Source organism: Pseudomonas sp. Marseille-Q1929, assembly GCF_017316265.1.
Classification (GTDB): Bacteria; Pseudomonadota; Gammaproteobacteria; order Pseudomonadales; family Pseudomonadaceae; genus Aquipseudomonas.
In genome coordinates this window covers 507,138-530,474 of sequence record NZ_JAFLWU010000001.1, presented here as the reverse complement: position 1 = coordinate 530,474, position 23,337 = coordinate 507,138, and the positions used below count along the sequence as shown (strand labels likewise).

29 protein-coding genes are annotated in these 23,337 nt (G+C 60.2%); 16 read left to right on the top strand and 13 right to left on the bottom strand.

Going from position 1 to position 23,337, the window contains the following annotated elements; translation table 11 throughout:
• Positions 1–9: 9 nt before the first annotated feature.
• The 3 genes from J1G37_RS02440 to J1G37_RS02430 are packed head-to-tail and all read left to right on the top strand — an operon-like array spanning position 10 to position 1,993.
• Positions 10–453 (top strand): hypothetical protein, encoded by a 444-nt coding sequence (locus J1G37_RS02440; RefSeq protein WP_207040061.1) that lies wholly within the window; start codon positions 10–12, stop codon positions 451–453.
• A gap of 1 nt (position 454) precedes the next feature.
• Positions 455–1,066, top strand: coding sequence for a superoxide dismutase (locus J1G37_RS02435; protein WP_207040060.1), 612 nt, complete (start codon positions 455–457; stop codon positions 1,064–1,066).
• A gap of 33 nt (positions 1,067–1,099) precedes the next feature.
• Entirely contained in the window at positions 1,100–1,993 is an 894-nt protein-coding gene (locus tag J1G37_RS02430) for a ZIP family metal transporter (RefSeq protein ID WP_207040059.1), read from the top strand.
• A 37-nt stretch (positions 1,994–2,030) separates the two neighbouring features.
• Here J1G37_RS02430 and J1G37_RS02425 read toward each other — a convergent pair whose 3' ends face one another.
• The 10 genes from J1G37_RS02425 to J1G37_RS02380 form a co-directional block, all read right to left on the bottom strand.
• Entirely contained in the window at positions 2,031–2,303 is a 273-nt protein-coding gene (locus J1G37_RS02425) for an HPr family phosphocarrier protein (RefSeq protein WP_017738759.1), read from the bottom strand.
• A gap of 16 nt (positions 2,304–2,319) precedes the next feature.
• Positions 2,320–3,177, bottom strand: a complete 858-nt coding sequence (gene rapZ / locus J1G37_RS02420) for an RNase adapter RapZ (protein WP_028618857.1) — start codon at positions 3,175–3,177, stop codon at positions 2,320–2,322.
• Positions 3,178–3,179: 2 nt separating this feature from the next.
• Positions 3,180–3,644 (bottom strand): PTS IIA-like nitrogen regulatory protein PtsN, encoded by a 465-nt coding sequence (ptsN, locus tag J1G37_RS02415; protein WP_017738757.1) that lies wholly within the window; start codon positions 3,642–3,644, stop codon positions 3,180–3,182.
• A gap of 12 nt (positions 3,645–3,656) precedes the next feature.
• The gene (raiA, locus tag J1G37_RS02410; protein ID WP_010170586.1) at positions 3,657–3,962 is read right to left on the bottom strand and encodes a ribosome-associated translation inhibitor RaiA; all 306 of its coding nucleotides are present in this window, start codon (positions 3,960–3,962) and stop codon (positions 3,657–3,659) included.
• 75 nt (positions 3,963–4,037) lie between these two features.
• Positions 4,038–5,531: an RNA polymerase factor sigma-54 gene (locus tag J1G37_RS02405; RefSeq protein ID WP_016974289.1), complete on the bottom strand. Its 1,494-nt coding sequence runs from the start codon at positions 5,529–5,531 to the stop codon at positions 4,038–4,040.
• Positions 5,532–5,717: 186 nt separating this feature from the next.
• A complete protein-coding gene (gene lptB, locus J1G37_RS02400; RefSeq protein WP_003171806.1) occupies positions 5,718–6,443 on the bottom strand; it encodes an LPS export ABC transporter ATP-binding protein in 726 nt (241 codons plus the stop codon).
• Positions 6,443–6,976: a lipopolysaccharide transport periplasmic protein LptA gene (gene lptA, locus J1G37_RS02395; protein ID WP_207040058.1), complete on the bottom strand. Its 534-nt coding sequence runs from the start codon at positions 6,974–6,976 to the stop codon at positions 6,443–6,445. Before lptA ends, lptB begins: the two co-directional genes overlap by 1 nt.
• The gene (gene lptC / locus J1G37_RS02390; RefSeq protein ID WP_207040057.1) at positions 6,963–7,535 is read right to left on the bottom strand and encodes an LPS export ABC transporter periplasmic protein LptC; all 573 of its coding nucleotides are present in this window, start codon (positions 7,533–7,535) and stop codon (positions 6,963–6,965) included. Before lptC ends, lptA begins: the two co-directional genes overlap by 14 nt.
• An 8-nt stretch (positions 7,536–7,543) precedes the next feature.
• Positions 7,544–8,068 carry an HAD family hydrolase gene (locus tag J1G37_RS02385; RefSeq protein ID WP_017738753.1) on the bottom strand — a complete coding sequence of 175 codons (525 nt, stop codon included), beginning with the start codon at positions 8,066–8,068 and terminating at the stop codon, positions 7,544–7,546.
• Entirely contained in the window at positions 8,069–9,043 is a 975-nt protein-coding gene (locus tag J1G37_RS02380) for a KpsF/GutQ family sugar-phosphate isomerase (protein ID WP_124527463.1), read from the bottom strand.
• A 298-nt stretch (positions 9,044–9,341) separates the two neighbouring features.
• Between J1G37_RS02380 and J1G37_RS02375 the strand changes: the two genes are divergently transcribed.
• The 10 genes from J1G37_RS02375 (at position 9,342) to hisC (ending at position 17,299) form a co-directional block, all read left to right on the top strand.
• A complete protein-coding gene (locus J1G37_RS02375; RefSeq protein WP_017738751.1) occupies positions 9,342–10,151 on the top strand; it encodes an ATP-binding cassette domain-containing protein in 810 nt (269 codons plus the stop codon).
• Positions 10,151–10,948 carry a lipid asymmetry maintenance ABC transporter permease subunit MlaE gene (gene mlaE / locus J1G37_RS02370; RefSeq protein WP_207040056.1) on the top strand — a complete coding sequence of 266 codons (798 nt, stop codon included), beginning with the start codon at positions 10,151–10,153 and terminating at the stop codon, positions 10,946–10,948. The genes J1G37_RS02375 and mlaE overlap by 1 nt, the downstream gene beginning before the upstream one ends.
• Positions 10,948–11,415, top strand: a complete 468-nt coding sequence (gene mlaD, locus J1G37_RS02365) for an outer membrane lipid asymmetry maintenance protein MlaD (protein ID WP_003171814.1) — start codon at positions 10,948–10,950, stop codon at positions 11,413–11,415. Before mlaE ends, mlaD begins: the two co-directional genes overlap by 1 nt.
• A gap of 11 nt (positions 11,416–11,426) precedes the next feature.
• Positions 11,427–12,077 carry an ABC transporter substrate-binding protein gene (locus J1G37_RS02360; RefSeq protein WP_207040055.1) on the top strand — a complete coding sequence of 217 codons (651 nt, stop codon included), beginning with the start codon at positions 11,427–11,429 and terminating at the stop codon, positions 12,075–12,077.
• Positions 12,074–12,379, top strand: coding sequence for an STAS domain-containing protein (locus tag J1G37_RS02355; protein WP_207040054.1), 306 nt, complete (start codon positions 12,074–12,076; stop codon positions 12,377–12,379). Before J1G37_RS02360 ends, J1G37_RS02355 begins: the two co-directional genes overlap by 4 nt.
• A 114-nt stretch (positions 12,380–12,493) precedes the next feature.
• The gene (locus tag J1G37_RS02350) at positions 12,494–12,733 is read left to right on the top strand and encodes a BolA family protein (protein ID WP_003188597.1); all 240 of its coding nucleotides are present in this window, start codon (positions 12,494–12,496) and stop codon (positions 12,731–12,733) included.
• A gap of 23 nt (positions 12,734–12,756) precedes the next feature.
• Positions 12,757–14,022, top strand: a complete 1,266-nt coding sequence (gene murA, locus J1G37_RS02345) for a UDP-N-acetylglucosamine 1-carboxyvinyltransferase (protein ID WP_207040053.1) — start codon at positions 12,757–12,759, stop codon at positions 14,020–14,022.
• A 140-nt stretch (positions 14,023–14,162) separates the two neighbouring features.
• The gene (gene hisG, locus J1G37_RS02340; RefSeq protein WP_003171824.1) at positions 14,163–14,798 is read left to right on the top strand and encodes an ATP phosphoribosyltransferase; all 636 of its coding nucleotides are present in this window, start codon (positions 14,163–14,165) and stop codon (positions 14,796–14,798) included.
• Between the two features lie 128 nt (positions 14,799–14,926).
• On the top strand, positions 14,927–16,243 hold the full coding sequence (gene hisD, locus J1G37_RS02335) for a histidinol dehydrogenase (RefSeq protein WP_207040052.1): 1,317 nt from the start codon (positions 14,927–14,929) through the stop codon (positions 16,241–16,243).
• 3 nt (positions 16,244–16,246) lie between these two features.
• Entirely contained in the window at positions 16,247–17,299 is a 1,053-nt protein-coding gene (hisC, locus tag J1G37_RS02330; protein ID WP_207040051.1) for a histidinol-phosphate transaminase, read from the top strand.
• A 114-nt stretch (positions 17,300–17,413) separates the two neighbouring features.
• On the opposite strand, the gene J1G37_RS02325 is transcribed toward hisC, so the two are convergent.
• Both J1G37_RS02325 and upp read right to left on the bottom strand, forming a co-directional pair.
• Positions 17,414–18,688, bottom strand: a complete 1,275-nt coding sequence (locus J1G37_RS02325) for a uracil-xanthine permease family protein (RefSeq protein WP_207040050.1) — start codon at positions 18,686–18,688, stop codon at positions 17,414–17,416.
• Positions 18,689–18,690: 2 nt separating this feature from the next.
• Positions 18,691–19,329: a uracil phosphoribosyltransferase gene (gene upp, locus J1G37_RS02320; protein WP_017738743.1), complete on the bottom strand. Its 639-nt coding sequence runs from the start codon at positions 19,327–19,329 to the stop codon at positions 18,691–18,693.
• 164 nt (positions 19,330–19,493) lie between these two features.
• On the opposite strand from upp, the gene J1G37_RS02315 reads away from it, so the two are divergent.
• From J1G37_RS02315 to J1G37_RS02305, 3 genes are all read left to right on the top strand, one after another.
• The gene (locus tag J1G37_RS02315) at positions 19,494–20,051 is read left to right on the top strand and encodes a hypoxanthine-guanine phosphoribosyltransferase (RefSeq protein WP_017738742.1); all 558 of its coding nucleotides are present in this window, start codon (positions 19,494–19,496) and stop codon (positions 20,049–20,051) included.
• Between the two features lie 63 nt (positions 20,052–20,114).
• The gene (locus J1G37_RS02310) at positions 20,115–20,594 is read left to right on the top strand and encodes a hypothetical protein (protein WP_207040049.1); all 480 of its coding nucleotides are present in this window, start codon (positions 20,115–20,117) and stop codon (positions 20,592–20,594) included.
• A gap of 208 nt (positions 20,595–20,802) precedes the next feature.
• Positions 20,803–21,090, top strand: a complete 288-nt coding sequence (locus tag J1G37_RS02305) for a PA4642 family protein (protein WP_207040048.1) — start codon at positions 20,803–20,805, stop codon at positions 21,088–21,090.
• A 102-nt stretch (positions 21,091–21,192) separates the two neighbouring features.
• Here the strand turns inward: J1G37_RS02305 and mqo are convergent, their stop codons facing one another.
• Positions 21,193–22,701: a malate dehydrogenase (quinone) gene (gene mqo, locus J1G37_RS02300; protein WP_207040047.1), complete on the bottom strand. Its 1,509-nt coding sequence runs from the start codon at positions 22,699–22,701 to the stop codon at positions 21,193–21,195.
• Between the last annotated feature and the right edge of the window lie 636 nt (positions 22,702–23,337).

Genomic DNA, 23,337 nt, shown 5'->3' with positions numbered 1-23,337 from the left:
AGGCTCACCATGGAGCACTGGAAACGCACGATCGAACGGGCCAATCGCTGCTTTATGCAGGGCGAACTGGTTGACGCTCGCGAGGCCTATTTGCAAGCCCTGGCCCTGGCCCAAGTGCTGTTCGAACGTTGGGCGGATGCCGACGAAGCAGTGGCGGCTTGCGTCATCTCCCATCACAACCTGGCGGACCTGCATCTGCGCCTGAACCAGCCGGAGGAAAGCGCGGAATACCTCTGCGCTATCCACCAGCGCCTGTTGCAGGCCATGCAGGACCCGCGCCTGACCCCGCAATTGCGTGAGGCGGCGCTGCGCCAGAGCAGCAAGACCTACGTCGAACTGTTGAACTTCATCAGCGACCACGGCGAGTACCCGCGTACCCATCGCCTGCTGGGTGGTACCGCGGCGCAACAGGATGCGTCGACTCGCAACAGTCCTTATTACGGAGCACATTGATATGACCTACACCTTGCCTGCCTTGCCTTACGCCTACGACGCCCTGGAACCGCACATCGATGCGCAAACCATGGAGATTCACTACACCAAGCACCACCAGACCTACATCAACAACCTCAACGCCGCTGTCGAGGGCACCGAGTTTGCGGGCTGGCCAGTCGAGAAACTGGTGTCCAGCGTGCAGCAGCTGCCGGAAAAACTGCGTGCCGCCGTGATCAACCAAGGTGGCGGCCATGCCAACCATTCGCTGTTCTGGGCGGTGATGTCGCCCAAAGGTGGCGGCAAGCCCGAGGGCGCGCTGGCCAAGGCTATCGATGAGCAAGTGGGTGGTTTCGACAGCTTCAAGGAAGCCTTCACCAAGGCTGCGTTGACCCGTTTCGGCAGCGGTTGGGCCTGGCTCAGCGTGACCCCGCAAAAGACGCTGGTGGTGGAAAGCAGCGGTAACCAGGACAGCCCGCTGATGAACGGCAATACGCCAATCCTCGGCCTGGACGTCTGGGAACACGCCTACTATCTGCGGTATCAGAACCGTCGCCCGGAATACATCAACGCCTTCTACAGTGTTATCAACTGGCCGGAAGTCGCTGCGCGCTATCAGGCCGCCTTGGCCTGACATTGACCACCATAACAAGATCTAAGGCCGACTATGGGCACTGAAACACTGGCGATCAGCAGCGGGCGAATGTTTCGTTATGCGTTTGGCTCGCTGCTGCTATTGGCAGGTACTGCATTGCTGGTAGCCCACGGGCTGGACTGGCTGAACCTGGAGCCGCGCATCCTGCGCGCTCTGCAAGGTGGATCGATTTGCGCGCTGGGCACGGCGCTTGGCGCGGTGCCCGTCCTGGTCATTCGACGAATGCCGGTAGCGCTGAGCGACACATTGCTGGGGTTTGGTGCCGGGGTGATGCTGGCGGCGACAGCCTTTTCGCTGATCGTGCCGGGGATCGCTGCTGCTGAAAGCCTGGGGCTCACGCCCTGGGGCGCCAGTGGGTTGATCAGCTTCGGCATCATGCTGGGCGCGTTCGGGCTGTATCTGGTTGATCGCAAGGTCTCCGGGGCGAGCCCGGAAATGTTGGTGGGAACACCGGATCACCCGGTGATACCGCCGCGTATCTGGCTGTTCGTGTTTGCCATCATTGCCCATAACATTCCGGAAGGCATGGCGGTGGGGGTTTCGGCAGGCGGCGGTATGCCGGATGCAGATAGCCTGGCCATGGGCATCGCCTTGCAGGATGTGCCCGAAGGCCTGGTGATTGCCTTGGTATTGGCCGGGGCAGGGATGTCGCGGGTCAAGGCGTTCCTGATCGGTGCGGCTTCAGGTTTGGTCGAACCGGTATTTGCCGTGCTGTGTGCCTGGTTGGTGAGTTTGGCAGAGGTGCTGTTGCCGCTCGGTCTGGCGTTGGCGGCCGGGGCGATGTTGCTGGTGGTGACGCACGAAGTGATCCCCGAATCGCGGCGCAACGGTCACGAAAAGCTTGCCAGCCTGGGGTTGTGTATCGGTTTTTGCTTGATGATGGTGATGGATACCGCATTGGGCTGAAGTCGTTGCGACTTCACGCCCGCCTCAAAGGGTGAGTTTACTCACCCTCATCAAAGAAGTTGTTGATCAGCGCCACCAAGGCGTCCATCGCTTCCTGCTCTTGCTCGCCCTCTGTCTTGAGGTGAATCCTGGTGCCCTTGCCGGCGGCCAGCATCATCATGGCCATGATGCTTTTGCCATCGACCATGGATTCCGGGGTGCGCCCCGCACGGATTTGGCAAGGGAACTGCCCGGCAACGCCGACGAACTTCGCGGAAGCCCGGGCATGCAAGCCCAGCTTGTTGATGATTTCAATTTCCAGAGCGGGCATCGCGGGGGTGATCCTTTCAGCTAAGGTCGCGGTGGCGAACCTGGACGTTCTTGAGGGTTTGTTGCAGCACCTGGCCCAGGCGTTCGGTCAGGTAGACCGAGCGGTGGTGGCCGCCGGTGCAGCCAATGGCGATGGTGACATAGGCCCGGTTGCTTGCAGCAAAGCGCGGCAGCCATTTGAGCAGGTAGCTGGAGATATCCTGGAACATTTCTTCGACATCCGGCTGCGCTGCCAGGTAATCGGCCACGGGCTGGTCTAGCCCGGACTGCTCACGCAGCTCGGGTTTCCAATAGGGATTCGGCAGGCAGCGCACATCGAACACCAGGTCGGCATCCACCGGCATGCCACGCTTGAAGCCAAACGACTCGACCAGGAACGCAGTACCAGGCTCCGGCTGGTTCAGCAGGCGCAGCTTGATGGCGTCGCGCAGCTGGTACAGGTTGAGGCTGGTGGTGTTTATTTTCAGGTCGGCGAGGTCGATGATCGGCCCCAGTAATTTGGTTTCGTCCTCGATGGCTTCGGCCAGGGAACGATGCGGGCTGCTGAGGGGATGGCGTCGACGGGTTTCGGAAAAGCGCTTGAGCAGCGTCTCTTCGTCGGCGTCCAGGTACAGCACATCACAATGAATGTGCTTGGCGCGAACTTCCTCAAGCAGTTGCGGGAACCGCTCAAGGTGGCTGGGCAGGTTGCGGGCATCGATCGAAACGGCCACCAGGGGTTGCGCCAGTTCGGTGTGGATCAGCGCCCGCTCCGCCAACTCCGGCAGCAAGCCGGCGGGCAGGTTGTCGATGCAATAGAAGCCGTTGTCCTCAAGAACGTTGAGGGCGGTGCTTTTACCCGAGCCGGAGCGGCCGCTGACGATGATCAAACGCATGATTACTGCCCGTTCTGTTCATCCAGGACAACCTGGTACAGCGCCTCGTTGCTGCTGGCGCTGCGCAGTTTGTCGCGTACTTCCTTGCGGTCGAGCATGCTGGCGATCTGACGGAGCAGTTCCAGGTGAGCATCGGTGGCGGCTTGCGGGACCAGCAGAACGAACAGCAGGTCAACCGGTGCGCCGTCGATGGCGTCGAAATCGATGGGAGCGTCCAGGTGCAGCAGGGCGCTGACAGGTGCCTCACAGCTTTTGAGGCGGCAATGGGGAATGGCGATGCCGTTGCCAAAACCGGTGGAACCGAGTTTTTCACGGGCAATCAGAGCCTCGTACACATCTTGCATCTCCAGGTCAGGCACTTCGCGGCTGATCAGGTTGGCAATTTGTTCGAGGGCTTTCTTTTTACTGCCGCCCGGCGCGTTCACGAGGGAACGGCCGGGGGTCAGGATGGTTTCAAGTCGAATCATGGGTGGGGAGTGTTAGCGGCCAGTGCCCTGGAGAAGGCTCTGCTGCTTTTCCTTATGCTTTTTGATTTGGCGATCCAGCTTGTCGGTCAGGTCGTCAATGGCGGCATACATATCTGAATGCTCGGCATTGGCGACTACTTCCCCGCCGGGTATACGCAAGGTGGCTTCGATTTTCTGCTTCAGCTTTTCGACAGTCATGATGACTTGCACGTTGGTGATCTTGTCGAAATGCCCCTCAATTCTTTTGAGTTTTTCGCCGATATAGGCGCGCAGCGGTTCGGTCACTTCCAGTTGGTGTCCACTGATGTTGACTTGCATACAGCTTCTCCTTCGTTGCCAGTGCATAAAGCGGTGGGCAGGAATACCCACCACTGGAACGCTGTGGCCCGCCCGTCACATCAAACGCTTACGCTCGCTGGAAGGCGCGATCCCGAGGGACTCGCGGTACTTGGCGACGGTTCGACGGGCGACCTGAATGCCTTGTGCCTCCAGTAAACCAGCGATCTTACTGTCACTCAATGGCTTTTTCTGATTTTCCGCGGCAACCAGTTTTTTGATGATCGCGCGGATCGCCGTGGACGAGCATTCGCCGCCTTCGGAGGTGCTGACGTGGCTGGAGAAAAAGTATTTCAGCTCATAAATACCCCGTGGGGTATGCATGAATTTTTGCGTGGTCACCCGTGAAATCGTCGACTCGTGCATGCCGACCGCCTCGGCGATGTCGTGCAGCACCAACGGTTTCATCGCTTCGTCGCCGTATTCCAGGAAGCCGCGCTGGTGCTCGACGATCTGGGTCGCGACCTTCATCAGGGTTTCGTTGCGGCTCTGCAGGCTCTTGATGAACCAGCGGGCCTCCTGCAACTGGTTGCGCATGAAGGTGTTGTCGGCGCTGGTGTCGGCACGGCGCACAAAGCCCGCGTATTGCGGGTTGACCCGCAGGCGTGGCACCGATTCCTGATTCAGCTCCACCAACCAGCGCTCGTTGTCCTTGCGCACGATCACGTCAGGGACCACATATTCGGCTTCGCTGGACTCGATCTGCGAGCCTGGGCGCGGGTTGAGGCTCTGCACCAGTTCGATGACCTGGCGCAGGTCGTCTTCCTTGAGCTTCATGCGGCGCATCAGCTGGCTGTAGTCACGGCTGCCCAGCAGGTCGATGTAATCCGTGACCAGGCGTTGGGCTTCAGCGAGCCAAGGGGTCTTGGCGGGCAGTTGGCGCAATTGCAGCAGCAGGCATTCGCTGAGGGTGCGGGCGCCGATACCGGCGGGCTCGAACTGTTGGATGCGGTGCAGGACGGCTTCGATCTCGTCCAGTTCGATGTCCAGCTCCGGGTCGAACGCTTCGAGGATCTCCTCTAGCGTCTCGTCCAGGTAGCCCTGGTTGTTGATGCAGTCGATCAGGGTCACGGCGATCAGGCGATCGGTGTCCGACATCGGCGCGAGGTTCAGTTGCCACAGCAGATGGCTCTGCAGGCTCTCGCCAGCGGAGGTGCGGGTGGTGAAGTCCCACTCGTCGTCATCGTTGCTGGGCAGGCTGCTGGCGCTGGTCTGGTAGACGTCTTCCCAGGCGGTGTCCACGGGAAGCTCGTTGGGAATGCGTTCGTTCCATTCGCCTTCTTCCAGGTTATCCACCGTTGGGGCGGTTTCCTGGTAGGAAGGTTCTTGCACGTCGGAGTTGGGTTTTTGCTCGATGTTGTCGGCCAGCGGGTCTGCGTTATCGAAGTCGTCGCCTTCTTCCTGGCGTTCGAGCATCGGATTGGACTCCAGGGCCTCCTGGATTTCCTGTTGCAGGTCCAGGGTCGACAATTGGAGCAGGCGGATGGCCTGTTGCAGCTGCGGTGTCATCGTCAGCTGCTGGCCCATTCTCAGGACTAGCGATGGTTTCATGGCAGGGGCTTAACACCTTATTCGCCGGCGCAATGCGCCATCCACGACAGGGCGCGTGAGCGCCAAACATAAGCAAATTATATGCCTGATATCGCGGGCTTTGCCTAGAGCGCGGTAACAATAAAAATCCGGAGGTTCCTATTGACTCCCGCGCACCTTGGCAAACAGGCCGTGACACCACGGTGTTTACAGGCGGAACTCGTGACCCAGGTACACTTCCTTCACCAGTTCGTTGGCCAGGATAGTGGCTGAATCGCCTTCGGCGATCAGTTGGCCATCGTTGACGATATACGCGGTCTCGCAGATATCGAGGGTTTCACGCACGTTGTGGTCGGTGATCAGTACGCCGATGCCCTTCGCCTTGAGGTGATGGATGATCTGCTTGATATCGCCGACCGAGATCGGGTCGACACCAGCAAACGGTTCATCCAGCAAGATGAACTTCGGCGCGGTAGCCAGGGCACGGGCGATTTCCACACGACGACGCTCACCACCCGACAAGCTCATGCCGAGGTTGTCGCGGATGTGGTTGATGTGGAACTCCTGCAGCAGGCTTTCCAGCTCCTTGCGACGGCCGTCACGGTCGAGTTCCTTGCGGGTCTCGAGAATCGCCATGATGTTGTCGGCTACCGACAGTTTGCGGAAGATCGACGCCTCCTGCGGAAGATAGCCGATACCGGCGCGTGCACGACCGTGCATGGGCTGGTGGCTCACATCCAGGTCGTCGATCAGCACGCGACCCTGATCCGCCTGGACCAGGCCGACGATCATATAGAAGCAGGTCGTCTTGCCGGCGCCGTTGGGGCCGAGCAAGCCGACGATCTGGCCGCTGTCGATCGACAGGCTGACGTCACGCACGACCTGCCGGCTTTTATAGGCCTTGGCCAGATGCTGGGCTTTCAGGGTTGCCATTACTCGGCCTTCTTCTTCGGCTGGATAACCATGTCGATACGCGGACGTGGTGCGGTCACCTTGGAGCCATTGGCGCGGCCGGCGTTGGCGATCTGCTTCACGGTGTCGTAGGTGATTTTCTCGCCTTCCGTGGAGTTGCCGTCCGGGCTGAGCACCTTGGCTTGGTCGATCAGGACAATGCGGTTCTGCTGGGCGTGGTACTGGATGGTCTTGCCGTAGCCCTTCATCGGGCCGGTGTCGGTAGGCGACTGCTTCTGTTCGAAGTAAGCCAGGTTGCCCACCGAGGTCACCACATCAATGTCGCCATTGGGGGTACGGGTCAGGGTCACCGTGTTGCCGGTGATCTTCATCGAGCCTTGGGTGATGATTACGCCGCCGGTGTAGGTGGCGACGCCTTGCTTGTCGTCCAGTTGCGCATCGTCAGCCGAAATGTGGATCGGTTGCTGGCTATCGTTCGGCAGAGCCCAGGCGCTCACGCTTCCCAGTGCTGCGCCCAGACTGAGCAAAATAGGGAGAGTTTTAACGAGCCTCATACTGTCCTCTTACGTTCGATAGCAGGTGTATCCTGCTTTCTTTCAAATACGCTTTCATTCCCTTGCCAGTCGATACCCCGCCAGCGCCGTCGATTCTAACGTCTTGCTCGGTCTGCGCATATTGCTTCTGCGGGAATACGGTCATGCGACTGCTGGTAATCACGGTGTCACGGTTTTTATCATCGGTGCGCGCAACGCGTACCGAATCGATCAGTTCCACTTCGGTGCCGTCCGGGTTGACCTCGCCACGCTTGCTGGTGACGTGCCACGGAAACTCGGTGCCGCGGTAGATGTTCATGTCCGGGTTGGTCAGCAGGGTCACTTCGGAGGTCTTCAAATGCTCGACCTTGTCCGAGGTGATCTCGTACTGCACCTTGCCATCCGGCAGGTACTGGATGCTGTAGGCATTGGTGGCGTAATAGTCGATAGCGCCTTGATCAACCTGCGCGACAGGCTGGTCGAGAAAGCGCTCCGGGCTGATATTCCAGTAGCCCACCGCCAGGAACAGCGCGGCGATGACCCCGAATAACAGGAAGTTGCGAATCTTTTTACTCAGCATAAAACGCTCTATAGGTAGGCGGCGTGGGCCGCTTCAAGGCTGCCTTGGGCACGCAGGATCAGCTCGCAGAACTCGCGGGCGGCACCTTCACCGCCGCGGGCGGTGGTGATGCCGTGGGCGTGCTCGCGAACAAACGCCGCCGCATTAGCGACGGCCATGCCCAGGCCGACCCGGCGGATCACCGGCAGGTCAGGCAAGTCGTCGCCCAAGTAGGCGACCTGCTCATAGCTTAGGTTGAGTTGGCCAAGAAGCTCGTCCAGAACCACCAGTTTATCCTCGCGGCCCTGATACAGGTGAGGAATCCCCAGGTTTTGTGCACGGCGTTCCACAACGGGGGTTTTTCTGCCGCTGATAATTGCCGTTTGCACGCCCGCCGCCATCAGCATCTTGATGCCTTGGCCGTCGAGAGTGTTGAAGGTCTTGAATTCGCTGCCATCTTCGAGGAAGTACAGGCGGCCGTCAGTCAGCACGCCGTCCACGTCGAAAATCGCCAATTTGATGTGTTTGCCGCGTTGCAGCAAGTCGCTGGTCATTTACATCACTCCCGCACGCAGCAAGTCGTGCATGTTCAGGGCGCCGATTGGGCAGTCGTTGCTATCAACGACCACCAGCGCACCGATCTTGTGGTCTTCCATGATTTTCAAGGCTTCGGCCGCCAGCATCTCGGGGCGGGCCGTCTTGCCGTGGGGGGTCATCACGGCGTCGATGGTGGCCGTGTGGATGTCGATGGTGCGGTCCAGGGTGCGGCGCAGGTCGCCGTCGGTGAAGACGCCGGCGAGTTTGCCGTCGGTTTCCAGGATCACGGTCATGCCCAGGCCCTTGCGGGTCATTTCCATCAACGCGTCTTTCAGCAGCGTGCCGCGTTGGACGTGGGGCAATTCATCGCCCGAATGCATGACGTTTTCCACTTTCAGCAGCAGGCGACGGCCGAGGGCGCCGCCAGGGTGGGAAAACGCGAAGTCTTCTGCGGTAAAGCCGCGGGCTTCCAGCAACGCCACGGCCAGGGCGTCGCCCATGACCAGTGCGGCGGTGGTGGACGAGGTCGGCGCCAGGTTCAGCGGGCAGGCTTCGTGGGCCACGTGAACATTGAGGTTCACTTCGGCAGCCTTGGCCAGCGTCGAATCTGGGTTGCCGGTGAGGCTGATCATCTTGATGCCCAGGCGCTTGATCAGCGGCAACAGGGTCACGATCTCGTTGGTGGTGCCCGAGTTGGACAATGCCAGGATGATGTCATCCTTGGTGATCATGCCCATGTCGCCGTGGCTGGCTTCGGCGGGGTGCACGAAAAAGGCGGTAGTCCCGGTGCTGGCCAGGGTGGCGGCAATCTTGTTGCCGACATGGCCGGATTTGCCCATGCCGACCACGACAACGCGGCCCTTGCTGGCCAGAATCATCTCGCAAGCGCGTACGAAATCCGCGTCGATATGGGCCAGCAAGCCTTCTACGGCTTCAAGCTCAAGGCGGATGGTGCGTTGTGCGGATTGAATAAGGTCGCTGGATTGGCTCATGTCTGAAATCGTATAGCCTGACGAAAAGTCGGCGATTATAGCGGCAATGCGCAATTCCCTCACGTAAGTTCGTCAGGGTTTATTCGCAATGCCCGTGAGATTCATCTAAAGCAACGCTTTTTCCCTGTCCTGTGTCTGAACAAGCACGGTTCCGGCCTTGGGCGCGTTGTACCAGCAGTGATATAGTTCGCCGCCAGTTCGGTCCGCCCAGCCCATGTGGCTAACTATTGCACGAGCGTTGCAAACGTTTGGCGCAAACATGGTGTCTGAGTGAAAGGCTGCATCCCAAGGAGTTTAGATGAGTGCCGATAACGCCTACGCGGTCGAGCTGAAGGGCCTTACCTTCAAGCGCGGGACGCGCAGCATCTTCAATAACGTCGATATCCGCATTCCGCGCGGCAAGGTCACGGGCATCATGGGGCCTTCCGGTTGCGGCAAGACCACCTTGCTGCGCCTGATGGGCATGCAATTGCGCCCGACTGCCGGTGAAGTTTGGGTCAACGGCCAGAACCTGCCGACGTTGTCGCGCAGCGATCTGTTCGATGCGCGCAAGCACATGGGTGTGCTGTTCCAGAGCGGTGCGCTGTTCACCGATCTCGATGTTTTCGAAAACGTAGCCTTCCCGCTGCGGGTGCATACCCAGCTGTCCGATGAAATGATTCGTGACATCGTGTTGCTGAAACTACAGGCCGTCGGGCTGCGTGGTGCCATCGACCTGATGCCTGACGAGCTGTCCGGCGGTATGAAGCGCCGTGTGGCCCTGGCCCGTGCCATTGCCCTCGACCCGCAGATCCTCATGTACGACGAGCCTTTCGTGGGCCAGGATCCGATCGCCATGGGCGTGCTGGTGCGCCTGATCCGCCTGCTCAACGATGCGCTGGGCATTACCAGTATCGTGGTTTCCCACGACCTGGCAGAAACCGCGAGCATTGCCGACTACCTTTATGTGGTTGGCGATGGCCAGGTGCTGGGGCAGGGCACGCCTGAAGAGCTGATGAACGCCGATAACCCGCGCATTCGCCAATTCATGACGGGCGACCCCGATGGCCCGGTGCCTTTCCATTTTCCGGCAGCGGACTACCGCTCAGATCTTCTGGGGAAGCGTTGATGCGCAAGACTTCACTTATCGAGAAGGTCCGCCTTTTCGGTCGCTCCGGCATCGACATCATCGAAGTGCTCGGCCGTTCGACGATTTTCCTCTTCCACGCCTTGCTGGGCCGTGGCGGCATTGGTGGCGGTTTTGGCCTGCTGCTCAAGCAACTGCACGCAGTGGGCGTGATGTCCCTGGTGATCATCGTGGTCTCCGGGGTCTTTATCGGCATGGTGCTGGCGCTGCAGGGCTTCAATATCCTTTCCAGCTACGGTTCGGAGCAGGCGGTCGGGCAGATGGTGGCCCTGACGCTGCTGCGTGAACTGGGGCCGGTGGTCACCGCCTTGCTGTTTGCCGGGCGCGCAGGTTCTGCGCTGACCGCCGAGATCGGCAACATGAAGTCCACCGAGCAACTGTCCAGCCTGGAAATGATCGGCGTGGACCCGCTCAAGTACATTGTTGCGCCGCGCCTGTGGGCCGGCTTCATTTCCCTGCCACTGCTGGCGATGATCTTCAGCGTGGTCGGTATCTGGGGCGGTTCTTGGGTGGCGGTGGACTGGCTGGGGGTCTACGACGGCTCTTATTGGGCCAACATGCAAAACAGCGTGACCTTCAGCGGTGACGTGCTCAATGGCATCATAAAGAGCATTGTCTTCGCCTTTGTAGTGACCTGGATCGCCGTATTCCAAGGCTACGACTGTGAGCCCACCTCAGAAGGGATCAGTCGCGCCACCACCAAGACCGTTGTGTACGCCTCGCTGGCGGTACTGGGCCTTGACTTCATTTTGACCGCCTTGATGTTTGGAGATTTCTGATGCAAAACCGCACTGTGGAAATCGGTGTCGGCCTTTTCTTGCTGGCTGGCATCCTGGCTTTACTGTTGCTGGCCCTGCGAGTCAGCGGCCTTTCGGCCAGCCCCACCGCCGATACTTATAAACTTTACGCGTACTTCGACAATATCGCCGGTTTGACTGTCAGAGCTAAAGTGACCATGGCCGGTGTAACCATCGGCAAGGTCACGGCAATCGATCTGGATCGCGACAGCTTCACCGGTCGAGTGACGATGCAGTTGGACAAGAAGGTAGATAATCTGCCGACTGACTCCACGGCATCTATCCTCACTGCGGGTCTGCTGGGCGAGAAGTACATCGGTGTCAGCGTGGGTGGGGAGACAGCCCTGCTCAAGGATGGCTCGACCATCCACGACACGCAGTCGTCGCTGGTGCTTGAGGACCTGATCGGTAAATTCCTGCTCAATACGGTCAATAAAGACGCCAAATGAGGAATCTGTTCATGATCTCTACCTTGCGACGTGGCCTGCTGGTACTGCTTGCAGCGCTGCCGCTGATGGCCAACGCGGCAGGTTCTGCGCACGAACTGGTGCAGGACACGACCAACAAGATGTTGGCTGACCTGACGGCCAACAAAGAACAGTACAAGCAAGACCCGACCAAGTTCTACGATGCGCTGAACACTATTGTCGGCCCGGTGGTCGATGCCGAAGGCATTTCCCGCAGCATCATGACGGTCAAGTATTCGCGCAAGGCCACGCCTGCACAGATGCAGACCTTCCAGGAAAACTTCAAGAAAGGCCTGTTCCAGTTCTATGGCAACGCTTTGCTGGAGTACAACAACCAGGGTATTACCGTGGCGCCGCCAGGTGATGAGTCGGGCGATCGCACCAGCGTCAACATGACCGTCAAGGGCACCAACGGTGCGGTCTACCCTGTGCAGTACACCCTGGAGAAGATCAACGGCGAGTGGAAACTGCGCAACGTGATCATCAATGGCATCAACATCGGCAAGCTGTTCCGTGACCAGTTCGCCGACGCCATGCAGCGCAATGGCAACGACCTGGACAAGACCATCAATGGTTGGGCCGGTGAAGTCGCCAAGGCCAAGGAAGAAACCGACAAGCAAGCTGCCGGGAAGCCTGCGCAATGACCGAATCGGCCGTTCGTCTCGGCGATGCCGGCGAGTTGTTCATCAGTGGCGTGTTGGACTATCGCTCCGGGCCGGGCCTGCGCAAGCAGGGCCAGGCGCTGATCAATGGCAGCAGCGCGCCTGCGCTGGTGGTGGATTGCTCGCAAGTGACCAAATCCAGCAGCGTGGGTTTGTCCCTGCTGCTGTGCTTCATGCGTGACGCCGAGGCGGCCAATAAAACGGTCAGCATCCGTGCCATGCCCGAAGACATGCGCGAAATCGCCGAAGTTTCCGGTCTGACCGAGCTGTTGGCACATCCTTAATACACATTATTAGAGAAGCCCCCCGTCAGAGTCCTGCTATGCGGGGTTCGCAGGCGCGGGGCTTTTTTGTATGATGTGCGACCCGTGCGCACTGGGCGCCGATAGAGGTTGAGCATGCAGGCCCTAGAAGTTAAGAGCTTTCTTGAAGGAAAGCTGCCGGAAACGACCGTAGAAGTTGAAGGCGAAGGCTGCAACTTCCAGCTGAACGTGATTAGCGATGAACTGGCGGCACTGAGCCCAGTCAAGCGTCAGCAGCAGATCTATGCCCATTTGAACCCGTGGATCACCGATGGCAGCATCCATGCGGTCACTATGAAATTTTTCAGCCGCGCGGCCTGGGCCGAGCGCACCTGAGCCCCCAAGGCGTCGAGATTCTTATGGATAAATTGATTATTACCGGTGGTGCCCGCCTTGATGGCGAGATCCGCATCTCCGGCGCGAAAAACTCCGCCTTGCCGATCCTGGCAGCGACCCTGCTGTGTGATGGCCCGGTCACCGTGGCCAACCTGCCGCACTTGCACGACATTACCACCATGATCGAGCTGTTCGGTCGCATGGGCATCGAGCCGGTGATCGACGAGAAGCTCTCGGTCGAAATCGACCCGCGCACCATCAAGACCCTCATCGCCCCGTACGAACTGGTGAAAACCATGCGTGCGTCGATCCTGGTACTGGGCCCGATGGTTGCCCGTTTCGGCGAAGCCGAAGTCGCACTGCCTGGCGGTTGCGCCATTGGCTCGCGTCCGGTTGACCTGCACATCCGTGGTCTTGAAGCCATGGGCGCAGTGATCGACGTCGAAGGCGGCTACATCAAGGCCAAGGCGCCGGAAGGCGGCCTGCGTGGCGCCAACTTCTTCTTTGATACCGTCAGCGTGACCGGTACCGAGAACATCATGATGGCCGCTGCTCTGGCCAAGGGCCGCAGCGTCCTGCAGAACGCCGCGCGCGAGCCGGAAGTGGTCGACCTGGCCAACTTCCTGAACGCCATGGGCGCCAAGGTTTCCGGCGCTGGCACCGACACCATCACCATTGATGGTGTCGAGCGTCTGCACACGGCGACCTACAAGGTCATGCCCGACCGTATCGAGACCGGCACCTACCTGGTTGCCGCTGCCGTCACCGGTGGCCGCGTCAAGGTCAAGGACACTGATCCGACCATCCTGGAAGCCGTCCTGGAAAAACTGCGTGAAGCTGGCGCAGACATCACCACCGGCGAAGACTGGATCGAGCTGAACATGCACGGCAAGCGGCCAAAAGCCGTCAACGTGCGTACCGCTCCGTACCCAGCGTTCCCGACCGACATGCAAGCGCAGTTCATCTCCCTGAACGCGATTGCCGAAGGCACCGGCGCGGTGATCGAGACCATCTTCGAAAACCGCTTCATGCACGTGTACGAACTGCATCGCATGGGCGCGAAGATCCAGGTCGAGGGCAACACGGCCATCGTCACCGGTATCGACAAGCTCAAGGGCGCGCCAGTCATGGCCACCGACCTGCGTGCGTCGGCCAGCCTGGTGATTTCGGCACTGTGCGCCGACGGCGACACGCTGATCGACCGCATCTACCACATCGACCGTGGCTACGAGTGCATCGAAGAAAAACTGCAGATGCTCGGCGCGAAAATCCGCCGCGTACCGGGCTAGTCCGGGGCTGCAATGCTGGTGAGGGAGCTTGCTCTCTCACCACAGGATTTGTTTCAAATCGAGGCTGTCATGGCCTCGATCTGTGTCCGGCGCCGTTTGCGACCGGACCGCAATAGCCTGATGAAGGACTGACGTTTCCCATGTTGACCATCGCACTGTCCAAGGGCCGCATCCTTGACGACACTTTGCCGCTTCTGGCTGAAGCGGGCATCGTGCCGACCGAGAATCCGGACAAGAGCCGCAAGCTGATCATCCCCACGACCCAGGACGACGTTCGCCTGTTGATCGTGCGGGCTACCGACGTGCCGACCTACGTTGAACATGGCGCGGCCGACCTCGGTGTCGCCGGTAAAGACGTGCTGATGGAATACGGCGGCCAGGGCCTGTACGAGCCCCTGGACCTGCGTATCGCCCTGTGCAAGCTGATGACCGCCGGCCGTGTCGGTGACGTCGAGCCCAAGGGCCGCCTGCGTGTGGCCACCAAGTTCGTCAACGTCGCCAAGCGCTACTACGCCGAGCAAGGCCGCCAGGTCGATATCATCAAGCTCTATGGCTCGATGGAGCTGGCGCCGCTGATCGGCCTGGCCGACAAGATCATCGACGTGGTCGACACCGGCAACACCCTGCGTGCCAACGGTCTTGAGCCGCAAGACTTCATTGCCGACATCAGCTCCCGCCTGATCGTCAACAAGGCCTCGATGAAGATGCAGCACGCCCGTATCCAGGCGTTGATCGACACCCTGCGCACGGCAGTGGAGTCGCGACACCGCGGTTGACTTACCTGCGTAGCCGCAAGGCTGCGCCCGTCTATCCGCCTCATAGCCAGAATTCTCAGGTGCCCAAGCGGAAACGACTGCTAGTTTAGGGCGCCTGAGTTTTTGCCAATTCTATTGAGGCCCTCGCTATGACCACGTCCACTGCAATTGCCCGACTCAACGCTGCCGACCCGGATTTTGCCCATCATCTGGATCATCTGCTGAGCTGGGAAAGCGTGTCCGACGAGTCGGTCAACGGGCGAGTACTCGACATCATCAAGGCCGTGCGTGAGCGCGGTGATGCGGCGCTGGTGGATTTCACCCGCCAGTTCGACGGCCTGGACGTCGCGTCCATGGCCGACCTGATCCTGCCCCGCGAACGCCTGGAGTTGGCCCTGACGCGCATCACTGCGCCACAGCGCGAAGCGCTGGAAGTGGCGGCGACGCGGGTGCGCAGCTACCACGAAAAGCAGAAGCAGGATTCCTGGAGCTACACCGAGGCCGACGGCACTGTGCTGGGCCAGAAGGTCACGCCGCTGGACCGTGCCGGCCTGTACGTGCCGGGCGGCAAGGCGTCGTACCCGTCATCGGTACTGATGAACGCGATTCCGGCGAAAGTGGCGGGCGTGACCGAAGTGGTCATGGTCGTGCCGACCCCGCGCGGTGAAATCAACGAGCTGGTGCTGGCCGCTGCGTGCATCGCCGGTGTCGACCGCGTGTTCACCATCGGCGGCGCACAGGCCGTTGCCGCCCTGGCCTACGGCACCGAAAGCGTGCCGAAAGTGGACAAGGTGGTCGGCCCCGGCAACATCTACGTCGCCACCGCCAAGCGCCATGTGTTTGGCCAGGTCGGTATCGACATGATCGCCGGCCCCTCGGAAATCCTCGTGGTGTGTGATGGCCAGACCGACCCGGACTGGATCGCCATGGACCTGTTCTCCCAGGCCGAGCACGACGAAGACGCCCAGGCGATCCTGGTCAGCCCGGACGCCGAGTTCCTCGACAAGGTCGCCGCGAGCATCGACAAGCTGCTGCCGACCATGGACCGCGCCGAGATCATCGAGAAGTCGATCAACGGCCGTGGCGCGTTGATCCTGGTGCGTGACATGGAGCAGGCCATTGAAGTGGCCAACCGCATCGCGCCGGAGCACTTGGAGCTGTCGGTAGCCGACCCACAAGCCTGGCTGCCATCGATTCGTCATGCCGGTGCGATCTTCATGGGGCGCCACACCAGCGAAGCCCTGGGCGACTACTGCGCAGGCCCCAACCACGTGCTGCCGACCTCTGGCACCGCACGCTTTTCGTCGCCGCTGGGGGTGTATGACTTCCAGAAACGTTCGTCGATCATCTTCTGCTCGCCACAAGGCGCGTCCGAGCTGGGCAAGACTGCCTCGGTGCTGGCCCGTGGCGAATCGCTGAGCGCACACGCACGTAGCGCCGAATACCGCATCGTCAAGGGAGAGTGAGGCATGAGCAAATTCTGGAGCCCTTTCGTCAAGGACCTCGTGCCTTACGTGCCGGGTGAACAACCGAAGCTGACCAAGCTGGTCAAACTCAACACCAATGAAAACCCCTACGGCCCATCGCCCAAGGCGTTGGCCGCGATGCAGGCCGAGTTGAACGACAACCTGCGCCTGTACCCGGACCCCAACAGCGACCTGCTCAAGCAGGCCGTGGCCAAGTATTACGGGGTGGATGCGGGCAAGGTGTTCCTCGGCAACGGTTCCGACGAAGTCCTCGCGCACATCTTTCACGGGCTGTTCCAGCACGATTTGCCGCTGCTGTTCCCGGACATCAGCTACAGCTTCTATCCGGTGTACTGCGGCCTGTATGGCATCCAGTCCGACCCGGTGCCGCTGGACGAGCAGTTCCAGATCCGCGTGGCGGACTACGCCAAGCCGAACGGCGGGATCATCTTCCCCAACCCTAACGCGCCGACCGGCTGCGTGCTGGCGCTGGATGCGGTGGAGCAGATCCTCAAGGCCAGCCCGGATTCGGTGGTGGTGGTCGATGAAGCCTATATCGACTTCGGCGGTGAAACCGCCATCAGCCTGGTGGATCGCTACCCGAACCTGCTGGTGACGCAGACCCTGTCCAAATCGCGCTCACTGGCCGGTTTGCGTGTAGGCCTGGCCGTGGGCCACCCGGACCTGATCGAGGCGCTGGAACGCGTCAAGAACAGCTTCAACTCCTATCCGCTGGATCGCCTGGCGATTGTCGGCGCGGCGGCGGCGTTTGAAGACCGTGAGTACTTCGAGAAGACCTGCCAACTGGTGATCGACAGCCGCAACACGGTGGTCGCGCAACTGGAAGGGAAGGGCTTTGAAGTGTTGCCGTCGGCGGCCAACTTTATCTTTGCCCGTCACCCCAGGCACGACGCTGCCGGCCTGGCGGCCAAGTTGCGTGAGCAGGGTGTGATCGTGCGGCACTTCAAGCAGGAGCGGATTGCCCAGTTCCTGCGGATCAGTATTGGTACGCCGGAGCAGAACCAGGCGTTGATTGATGGGCTTGGCGAACTTTAAATCTTCATTGGCTTGACTGGCCCCATCGCGGGCAAGCCCGGCTCCCACAGGGAAATGCATTCCAAATGTGGGAGCGGGCTTGCCCGCGATGGGGCCATCAGCAACACCGCATAGTTACAGCAGTGGCTCGTCAGGCTTCTTGTTCTTCCAGCCATCATTGCCCGGCAGCAGCAGGTTCAAGGCAATCGCCACCACCGCACACAGGGCGATGCCCTTCAGGCCGAAATCATCCGGGCCCGTACCGGTGCCGACCAGCACACCGCCAATCCCGAACACCAAGGTCACCGAGACAATCACCAGGTTGCGCGCCTCGCCCAGGTCGATCTTGTGGCGAATCAGCGTGTTCATCCCCACCGCAGCAATCGAACCGAACAGCAGGCACAGAATCCCGCCCATCACCGGCACCGGGATGCTTTGCAGCAGTGCGCCGAACTTGCCGATAAACGCCAGGCTGATGGCAAACACCGCCGCCCAGGTCATGATTTTCGGGTTGTAGTTCTTGGTCAGCATCACGGCGCCAGTCACTTCGGCGTAGGTGGTGTTCGGCGGGCCGCCAAACATCCCGGCAGCCGTGGTGGCAATGCCGTCACCCAGCAGGGTGCGATGCAGGCCTGGCTTCTTCAGGTAGTCGCGACCGGTCACGCTGCCCACCGCAATCACACCGCCGATGTGTTCGATCGCCGGGGCCAGGGCCACGGGGACGATGAACAGGATCGCCTGCCAGTTGAACTCCGGCGCGGTGAAGTGGGGCAGGGCGAACCATGGCGCGGCGGCGATCTTCGCCGTGTCGACCACGTCAAAGTAGAACGCCATCGCGAAGCCCACCAGCACGCCGGAGATGATCGGCACCAGGCGGAAAATGCCTTTGCCGAACACCGCCACGATCAACGTGGTCAGCAGCGCCGGCATCGAGATCATCATCGCCGTCTGGTAGTGAATCAGCTCGCTGCCATCACCGGCTTTGCCCATGGCCATATTGGCGGCAATCGGCGCCATGGCCAGGCCGATGGAGATGATCACCGGACCGATCACCACCGGTGGCAGCAAGCGGTCGATGAAACCGGTGCCCTTGATCTTCACGGCAGCGCCGAGGAAGGTGTAGACGAAACCGGCCGCCATCACCCCACCCATGGTCGCCGCCAGGCCGAATTGCTGCTTGGCGAGAATGATCGGGGTGATAAAGGCAAAGCTCGATGCCAGGAATACCGGCACCTGCCGCCCCGTCACGACCTGGAACAACAACGTGCCCAGGCCTGCGGTAAACAGTGCAACGTTTGGATCAAGACCTGTGATCAGCGGCATCAACACCAGCGCGCCAAATGCCACGAAGAGCATTTGTGCGCCAGACAGGATCTGGCGCCAAAGCGGGTCGTTGAATTCATCCTGCATGCTCACGCGTCCTTCTGCTTGGTGCCGAAGATCTTGTCACCGGCATCGCCCAGGCCTGGGATGATGTAGCCGTGTTCGTTCAGGCACTGATCGATGGACGCGGTGTAGATCTGCACGTCCGGGTGGGCCTTCTCGACGGCGGCGATGCCTTCGGGAGCGGCCACCAGCACCATGGCGCGAATGTCCTTGCAACCGGCTTTTTTCAGCAGGTCGATGGTGGCAACCATGGAGCTGCCGGTGGCGAGCATCGGGTCGATGATCATGGCCAGGCGCTCGTCGATTTCCGGGACGAGTTTTTCCAGGTAGGTGTGCGCTTCCAGGGTTTCTTCGTTGCGGGCGACGCCCACGGCGCTGACCTTGGCGCCCGGGATCAGGCTGAGCACGCCTTCGAGCATGCCGATACCGGCGCGCAGGATCGGCACCACGGTGATCTTCTTGCCGGCGATTTTCTCGACCTGGACGGGACCGGCCCAACCTGGAATCTCGTAGGTTTCCAGGGGCAGATCCTTGGTGGCTTCGTAGGTGAGCAACGCTCCGACTTCCTGAGCAAGCTCACGGAAATTCTTCGTGCTGATGTCGGCGCGGCGCATAAGGCCGAGTTTGTGTTGGATCAGCGGGTGGCGGATCTCGCGAGTGGGCATGGGAAAGGCTCCGGCGGCGGGCAAAAAAACCGGCCTAGATTAATCTATCCGAGGGTGTTGTCCTATAGACATCTAGTACGTTAGTCCATTAAGGCTTGATCCGAGCGCACGAGAAGCGTACCTTCGCCCGCTTTTCTTGCCACAGCACCCCCTTGGAGAGCGCCATGTCCGCTGATCTCGAGCATATCCGTCAAATCATGCGCGAGGCTGACTGCCTGTACACCGAAGCGCAAGTCGAAGAGGCGATCGCCAAGGTCGGCGCCCATATCAGCCGCGAAATGGCCGACACCAACCCGGTGGTTTTCTGTGTGATGAACGGCGGCCTGATTTTCGCCGGCAAATTGCTCACGCACCTGCAATTCCCGCTGGAAGCGTCCTACCTGCACGCCACCCGCTATCGCAACGAAACCAGCGGCGGCGACCTGTTCTGGAAAGCCAAGCCGGAAGTCTCGTTCATCGACCGCGACGTGCTGATCATCGATGACATCCTCGACGAAGGTCACACCTTGGGCGCGATCATCGACTTCTGCAAACACGCCGGCGCGCGCAAAGTGCACACCGCCGTGCTGATCGACAAGGACCACGACCGCAAGGCGCGGCCTGAGCTGAAAGCCGATTTCGTCGGCCTGCCGTGCGTTGACCGCTACATCTTCGGCTACGGCATGGACTACAAAGGCTACTGGCGCAATGCCAATGGCATCTACGCCGTCAAAGGCATGTAAACGCGCTTCATCAGGTGCGGGGCCGGCATGCTAGAGTGCCTGGCCCTGCGTCTGGAGCCTGTCATGAGCCTGTTGATCCGCACGTGCGCCGCCCTGGCGCTGACTCTCAGTTTGCCCCTGGCTGCAGCACCCCTGCACAGCCAATTCCTGCCGCCAGACGACCTGACTCTGCGCGCCGAAGCGCCCGACCAGCAGCAATTGCTGCAAGTCACCGAGTACGCGGTGGTGGTGGGTAATCAGCGTCAATCCAGCCAGCAACCGATTCCGGTGACGTCGCCGCTGATGATCCGCCTCAAGGGCAAGCCCCTGAACAAGGGCGCGACCATCAATCAAGTGGTGCTCAATTTCGATGCGGAAAGTAAAAGCCTGAAAAAGCCGGCGTATGACGATAAGAGCAAGACCCTGACCTTGTCCTATCCGGTGGCGCAGTACCGCGTTATCGTCGACTTGTTGCGTAACGACACCCTGTATGTGCAATTCCTCAGCTACGCCAATGGCCATATCTGGGCAGACCTGCACACCGGTGCAGTCCGTACCAAGTAACCAAACGACACCGATACCGCTATGTGAACCCAATCAATGTGGGAGCTGGCTTGCCTGCGATAGCGGTGTGTCAGCGCAATAGTTTTCAACTGACAGACCGCTATCGCAGGCAAGCCAGCTCCCACAGGCGTGTTTGGTTGTTTTCGAAGGTGGTGTCCGGCAGGTAGACTTCCAGTCCCGTGTAAATGTCAGCAGGCTGGAGTCGGTAATGCGTAAAGATAAGAAGCAGTTGATTGGTGACGAGATCGGCGACGATCAAATCAAGTTGTTCCTGGACTTCGAGCCGGTTGACGCGACTTCACCGTCCCTGCACAAACTGATCAAGGCCTACCGTGGCCTGCGTATCGACGACTTCGAACGTTTCCTCGGCTTTTTCAAGGAAGCCGGCCTGGACCTCGACGGCAAGGACGAGCATGGCCAGACCTTCGTCGAGCTGATCAAGGACCAGCGCAACGCGGACGAGTACATCGAGTTGATCGAAAAAGCCCGCGGCTGATTTCCAAGACATAAAAAAACGCCCCGCTCTCATCACGAGGGCGGGGCGATCGTTCCCACGCTCTGCGTGGGAATGCATCCGGTGACGCTATGCGTCACAACCTCAAGCGTAGCTCTCGGTCTCGGCAGCAGGCTCAACCAGTTCCAGGCTGATGTTGTTCTGCGTGTTGATCTTGCGGTACAGGTCGGCATCTGTTTCCAGAACCTTTTCCCGTGCCGGGAAGATCTCGTGCAGCTTGGCGGCCCATTCACCCGCCGCTTTCTGCGGAAAGCACTTCTCGATCAGTTCCAACATGATCGAAACCGTCACCGAAGCACCCGGGGACGCGCCCAGCAGTGCGGCCAGCGAGCCGTCCTTGGCCGCGACCAGTTCGGTGCCGAATTGCAGCACGCCGCCTTTCTTCGGGTCTTTCTTGATGATCTGCACTCGTTGGCCGGCCACTTCCAGGCGCCAGTCTTCGGCTTTCGCTTCAGGGTAGAAGCGGCGCAGGGATTCCAGGCGCTGTTCCATGGACTGGCGCACTTCGCTGACCAGGTACTTGGTCAGGTCCATGTTGTCGCGGGCCACGGCCAGCATCGGGCCGATGTTGCCGGCGCGAATCGACATCGGCAGGTCAAGGAACGAGCCGTGCTTGAGGAACTTGGTGGTGAAGCCGGCGTATGGCCCGAACAGCAGGGATTTCTTGCCATCGACCACACGGGTGTCCAAGTGCGGCACGGACATCGGCGGCGAACCCACGGCGGCCTGGCTGTAGACCTTGGCCTGGTGGTGCTTGACCACGTCCGGGTTGTCGCAACGCAGCCATTGGCCGCTGACCGGGAAGCCGCCAAAACCTTTGCTTTCTTCGATGCCCGAGGCTTGCAGCAGCGGCAGGGCCGCGCCACCGGCGCCGAGGAAGACGAACTTGGCGTCCACTTCACGGCTGTTGCCGCTATTGACGTCCTTGATGCTCACGGTCCAGCCGGCGCCGTTGCGCTTGAGGCCAGTGACGCGCTTGCAGTACTTGACCTGGGCATCCGGCGAACTGGTCAAGTGACCCAGCAGCTGGTTGGTCAGGGCGCCGAAGTTGACGTCGGTGCCGTTGAGCACGCGGGTGGCGGCGATTTTTTCGTCGAGCGGGCGGCCCGGCATCATCAGCGGCATCCACTCGGCCATCTCACTGCGGTCTTCGGTGTAGTGCATGTCCGAAAACGCGTGGTGCTGGCTGAGGGATTCAAAGCGCTTCTTGAGGAAGTCCACGCCTTTTTCGCCCTGCACGAAGCTCAGGTGCGGCACCGGGCTGATAAAGGACTTGGACGAGCCAAAGGTGCCCTTTTGGGTCAGGTACGCCCAGAACTGCTTCGACACCTCAAACTGGGTGTTGATGTGCACGGCTTTCTTGATGTCGATGGAGCCATCGGCGGCCTGCGGCGTGTAGTTCAGCTCACACAGCCCGGCGTGGCCGGTACCGGCGTTGTTCCACGGGTTGGAACTTTCCGCGGCACCCGAATCCATCAGCTCAACGACTTCCAGCTTGAGGCCGGGGTCGAGCTCCTTGAGCAGCACGGCCAGGGTGGCACTCATGATGCCGGCCCCTACCAGTACTACGTCGACTGCTTCGTTATGCGCCATTTAACGCGTCTCCAAAATCTGCAGCACCAAATTGACGGCATGGCTGCCAGGAGTGACGGGGCGGTTCACGTGTTGCCCCAGGTTACCCATGGCCAGGATCGCCATGTCCGTTTCGCAATTCTTTGCAACTTCAGCACACGCTTCCTGCCGGGCTAATCTGCCTATGAACGCATTCATGGGCGCCTGTGGCAATTCGACTTATGGTCAAAGCGTGCGATTCGTGCAACCAATCCGTAGCGGACAGGCTCAAGCTCCGGTTTTTGAGGAGGGCTCGGTCCTGTGTGGTTGGGCTGTTAAAGACGCTGATGGTGCTTGTACAAACGCCAAACTATTCATTTGCTCGCCACACTCTTGTGAAGTTGTGAAAACCCGTTTTTTTCACGCTCTTTTGAAGACGTGAACCTCAAAAAAGGGCTGCCTCAGCCTGGCACCTGGCCCGGATACCTTGCCGACACGCGGCAAAACGGGCAAACAACTCAAGTGGCCGAGCGCAATGGCAGCTCTGGCAGATGCGATATAAAGAGGGGATGTTTGCAACGAAAACAGCAAGCACACCAGCTCTATTCGATCTGTGTGGGCGGCTCTCTGTGGGCGATTGGGGGGTTAATACCGAGGCATTAACGATGCAGCGGGGCC

What these genes read in the sequence shown, in the direction of transcription:
- J1G37_RS02440 (WP_207040061.1), top strand. Translation starts at nt 10, where the DNA reads ATGGAGCACTGGAAACGCACGATCGAACGGGCCAATCGCTGCTTTATG.
- J1G37_RS02435 (WP_207040060.1), top strand. Translation starts at nt 455, where the DNA reads ATGACCTACACCTTGCCTGCCTTGCCTTACGCCTACGACGCCCTGGAA.
- J1G37_RS02430 (WP_207040059.1), top strand. Translation starts at nt 1,100, where the DNA reads ATGGGCACTGAAACACTGGCGATCAGCAGCGGGCGAATGTTTCGTTAT.
- J1G37_RS02425 (WP_017738759.1), bottom strand. Translation starts at nt 2,303, where the DNA reads ATGCCCGCTCTGGAAATTGAAATCATCAACAAGCTGGGCTTGCATGCC.
- rapZ (WP_028618857.1), bottom strand. Translation starts at nt 3,177, where the DNA reads ATGCGTTTGATCATCGTCAGCGGCCGCTCCGGCTCGGGTAAAAGCACC.
- ptsN (WP_017738757.1), bottom strand. Translation starts at nt 3,644, where the DNA reads ATGATTCGACTTGAAACCATCCTGACCCCCGGCCGTTCCCTCGTGAAC.
- raiA (WP_010170586.1), bottom strand. Translation starts at nt 3,962, where the DNA reads ATGCAAGTCAACATCAGTGGACACCAACTGGAAGTGACCGAACCGCTG.
- J1G37_RS02405 (WP_016974289.1), bottom strand. Translation starts at nt 5,531, where the DNA reads ATGAAACCATCGCTAGTCCTGAGAATGGGCCAGCAGCTGACGATGACA.
- lptB (WP_003171806.1), bottom strand. Translation starts at nt 6,443, where the DNA reads ATGGCAACCCTGAAAGCCCAGCATCTGGCCAAGGCCTATAAAAGCCGG.
- lptA (WP_207040058.1), bottom strand. Translation starts at nt 6,976, where the DNA reads ATGAGGCTCGTTAAAACTCTCCCTATTTTGCTCAGTCTGGGCGCAGCA.
- lptC (WP_207040057.1), bottom strand. Translation starts at nt 7,535, where the DNA reads ATGCTGAGTAAAAAGATTCGCAACTTCCTGTTATTCGGGGTCATCGCC.
- J1G37_RS02385 (WP_017738753.1), bottom strand. Translation starts at nt 8,068, where the DNA reads ATGACCAGCGACTTGCTGCAACGCGGCAAACACATCAAATTGGCGATT.
- J1G37_RS02380 (WP_124527463.1), bottom strand. Translation starts at nt 9,043, where the DNA reads ATGAGCCAATCCAGCGACCTTATTCAATCCGCACAACGCACCATCCGC.
- J1G37_RS02375 (WP_017738751.1), top strand. Translation starts at nt 9,342, where the DNA reads ATGAGTGCCGATAACGCCTACGCGGTCGAGCTGAAGGGCCTTACCTTC.
- mlaE (WP_207040056.1), top strand. Translation starts at nt 10,151, where the DNA reads ATGCGCAAGACTTCACTTATCGAGAAGGTCCGCCTTTTCGGTCGCTCC.
- mlaD (WP_003171814.1), top strand. Translation starts at nt 10,948, where the DNA reads ATGCAAAACCGCACTGTGGAAATCGGTGTCGGCCTTTTCTTGCTGGCT.
- J1G37_RS02360 (WP_207040055.1), top strand. Translation starts at nt 11,427, where the DNA reads ATGATCTCTACCTTGCGACGTGGCCTGCTGGTACTGCTTGCAGCGCTG.
- J1G37_RS02355 (WP_207040054.1), top strand. Translation starts at nt 12,074, where the DNA reads ATGACCGAATCGGCCGTTCGTCTCGGCGATGCCGGCGAGTTGTTCATC.
- J1G37_RS02350 (WP_003188597.1), top strand. Translation starts at nt 12,494, where the DNA reads ATGCAGGCCCTAGAAGTTAAGAGCTTTCTTGAAGGAAAGCTGCCGGAA.
- murA (WP_207040053.1), top strand. Translation starts at nt 12,757, where the DNA reads ATGGATAAATTGATTATTACCGGTGGTGCCCGCCTTGATGGCGAGATC.
- hisG (WP_003171824.1), top strand. Translation starts at nt 14,163, where the DNA reads ATGTTGACCATCGCACTGTCCAAGGGCCGCATCCTTGACGACACTTTG.
- hisD (WP_207040052.1), top strand. Translation starts at nt 14,927, where the DNA reads ATGACCACGTCCACTGCAATTGCCCGACTCAACGCTGCCGACCCGGAT.
- hisC (WP_207040051.1), top strand. Translation starts at nt 16,247, where the DNA reads ATGAGCAAATTCTGGAGCCCTTTCGTCAAGGACCTCGTGCCTTACGTG.
- J1G37_RS02325 (WP_207040050.1), bottom strand. Translation starts at nt 18,688, where the DNA reads ATGCAGGATGAATTCAACGACCCGCTTTGGCGCCAGATCCTGTCTGGC.
- upp (WP_017738743.1), bottom strand. Translation starts at nt 19,329, where the DNA reads ATGCCCACTCGCGAGATCCGCCACCCGCTGATCCAACACAAACTCGGC.
- J1G37_RS02315 (WP_017738742.1), top strand. Translation starts at nt 19,494, where the DNA reads ATGTCCGCTGATCTCGAGCATATCCGTCAAATCATGCGCGAGGCTGAC.
- J1G37_RS02310 (WP_207040049.1), top strand. Translation starts at nt 20,115, where the DNA reads ATGAGCCTGTTGATCCGCACGTGCGCCGCCCTGGCGCTGACTCTCAGT.
- J1G37_RS02305 (WP_207040048.1), top strand. Translation starts at nt 20,803, where the DNA reads ATGCGTAAAGATAAGAAGCAGTTGATTGGTGACGAGATCGGCGACGAT.
- mqo (WP_207040047.1), bottom strand. Translation starts at nt 22,701, where the DNA reads ATGGCGCATAACGAAGCAGTCGACGTAGTACTGGTAGGGGCCGGCATC.